The 1,835-nt window shown below is 45.2% G+C and carries 2 protein-coding genes; one reads left to right on the top strand and one right to left on the bottom strand.

Going from position 1 to position 1,835, the window contains the following annotated elements; translation table 11 throughout:
- On the top strand, nucleotides 1-422 hold a 422-nt coding region (locus V2H77_RS00730; protein ID WP_341497270.1), incomplete at its 5' end, for an inositol monophosphatase family protein.
- Nucleotides 423-524: 102 nt separating this feature from the next.
- Here the strand turns inward: V2H77_RS00730 and V2H77_RS00725 are convergent.
- Nucleotides 525-1,835 (bottom strand): alpha,alpha-phosphotrehalase (locus V2H77_RS00725; RefSeq protein ID WP_341497269.1); only part of this gene is annotated, 1,311 nt, incomplete at its 5' end.

Genomic DNA, 1,835 nt, shown 5'->3' with positions numbered 1-1,835 from the left:
CCCGCGGTCAAGGGGCGCAATTGAACGGCTACCGCCTGCGTGGCACTAATGCCCGCGATTTGGACGGCACTATTCTGGCAACAGGTTTCCCATTCAAAGCAAAACATCATTCCACTGTTTTTATTAATACGTTGGGTAAATTATTTGTTCGTTGCGCTGATTTCCGTCGTACCGGCTCGGCTGCACTGGATCTGGCTTATGTTGCGGCTGGTCGGGTAGATGGTTACTTTGAAATTGGCCTAAAACCGTGGGATTTTATGGGTGGCGAGCTGTTAGTTCGTGAATCTGGCGGTATCGTAACTGATTTCGTCGGCGGTCATAATTATATTCATTCTGGCAACCTTGTTGCCGGTAATCCACGCGTTGTTAAAGATATTCTGGCTGAAATGCGTGATGAATTATCAGAAGCATTGAAACGTTAATTCAAATGAATTCTAAATAAACATTGCCAGATGGTAATTTAGGTAGGCCGCAAAAAGTGCGGTCTACCCTGCGATTCATTTAACTAACAATAAAGACCATTGTTACTCTGCTAACCAATAAACAGCTTCATAAGGCTGTAACTGCATATTTTTTGTCGGCAATTGGTTTTCAGGGTAGTTCCCCATCAATTTCACCCATGAACAATCGGATAAAGCAGCATCCAACGACCACTCTTGCACTTCCGCGCTGAGGTTAGCAATAACCAACAATGTTTGGTTCTCCCAACGGCGAACATAACACCATAGCCAAGGGTGAGACGGCAACAAATCTTCATAGCTGCCATAAGTCAATACAGGATACGCCTTACGCAGCTTGATTAAGCGTGCATAACAATGAAAAACTGAATCCTCATCCTGCATAGCGTTTTCAGCATTCACTTCCTGATAATCACTATTCAACGCTATCCACGGTTCCCCTTGAGTAAATCCAGCATTGGAAGTCGCATCCCATTGCATCGGCGTTCGCCCATTATCACGAGATTTCTTTGCCAGGACCGATAAGATTTGCTGCTTATCATTGCCCTGCTCAATCTTCTCTTGATAAATATTTAAACTTTCTATATCTCGATACGCTTCAATTTGGCAAAAATGAGGGTTAGTCATCCCCAACTCTTCCCCTTGATAGATATAAGGGGTTCCTTGCATACCATGTAGTACCATTGCCAACATTTTAGCGGACGGCACCCGCCAAACACCTTCACCGCCAAAGCGTGAAACAATACGCGGCTGATCGTGATTACACCAGAACAGCGCATTCCATGCCTGTTGATGCATGCCTTGTTGCCACTTGGCAAAAATTTTCTTCAATTCAATAAAATCGGGCGGTGCTGCAACCCACTTTTCACCATTGGGGTAATCGACTTTTAAGTGATGAAAAGCAAAAACCATCGACAACTCTTCACCATCCAATGAAGAATAGCGCTGACAATGTTCCAATGAAGTAGAAGACATTTCCCCAACCGTCATTACTCCGGCTGGCTGGAATACTTCTCTGTTCATTTCTTGTAGAAACTCATGAATACGTGGGCCATCGGTGTAGAACTGACGCCCATCGCCCTGAGTTGCTTCAGGAAAATCCTGCTGCTTAGAAACCAAATTGATGACATCCAACCGGAAGCCATCAACGCCAAGGCCAGCCCAGAATTCACAAATCTTTTTCAACTCAGCCCGTACTGGCTCATGTTCCCAGTTTAGATCCGCCTGCTCGACAGCAAACAGGTGCAAATAATATTGTTTGCTCTCCTCATGCCACGCCCAAGCATTGCCGCCAAATTTCGACAACCAATTATTAGGCGGGGTTTCAGGCACCCCATCCCGCCAGATGTAATATTGCCGATAAGGGCTATCAATATT

This window comes from Photorhabdus sp. P32 (assembly GCF_038085095.1).
GTDB lineage: Bacteria > Pseudomonadota > Gammaproteobacteria > Enterobacterales > Enterobacteriaceae > Photorhabdus > Photorhabdus luminescens.
The sequence above is the reverse complement of the archived record's forward strand: the minus strand, read 5'-3'. Positions and strand labels throughout refer to the sequence as shown.